This is a genomic window from Klebsiella sp. HMSC09D12 (assembly GCF_001808475.1).
Classification (GTDB): Bacteria; Pseudomonadota; Gammaproteobacteria; order Enterobacterales; family Enterobacteriaceae; genus Klebsiella; species Klebsiella oxytoca.
On record NZ_KV793468.1, the window covers coordinates 567 to 906 of the forward strand.

Here is a 340-nt window from a genome sequence, read left to right on the forward strand (position 1 = left end):
GTTTGAGCTGACAATTGATACCACCGCGCCGTCTGCCAGTGCGCCGGAGGTGACCGACGACGTGGCCGGACACACCGGCCCGCTGGCCAGCGGCGATCTGACCAACGATGCCACGCCGACCCTGAGCGGCACGGCGGAGGCGGGGGCCACGGTCACGATCTACGACGGCGACACGGTGCTGGGTACCGTGGTTGCCGGCGAGGACGGACGCTGGAGCTACACCCCTGATGCACTGGATGAAGGCAGCCACAGCCTGAGCACCACGGTGACGGATAAGGCGGGGAACGTCAGCGAGCGCTCCCCGGCGTTTGAGCTGACAATTGATACCACCGCGCCGTCT

Annotated in this window: 1 protein-coding gene; it reads left to right on the forward strand. The window is 67.1% G+C overall.

Translation table 11 applies throughout. The features are described 5' to 3' along the window. The coding region (locus HMPREF3178_RS30880; protein WP_139146027.1) for an Ig-like domain-containing protein at nucleotides 1–340 on the forward strand (340 nt) is incomplete at both ends.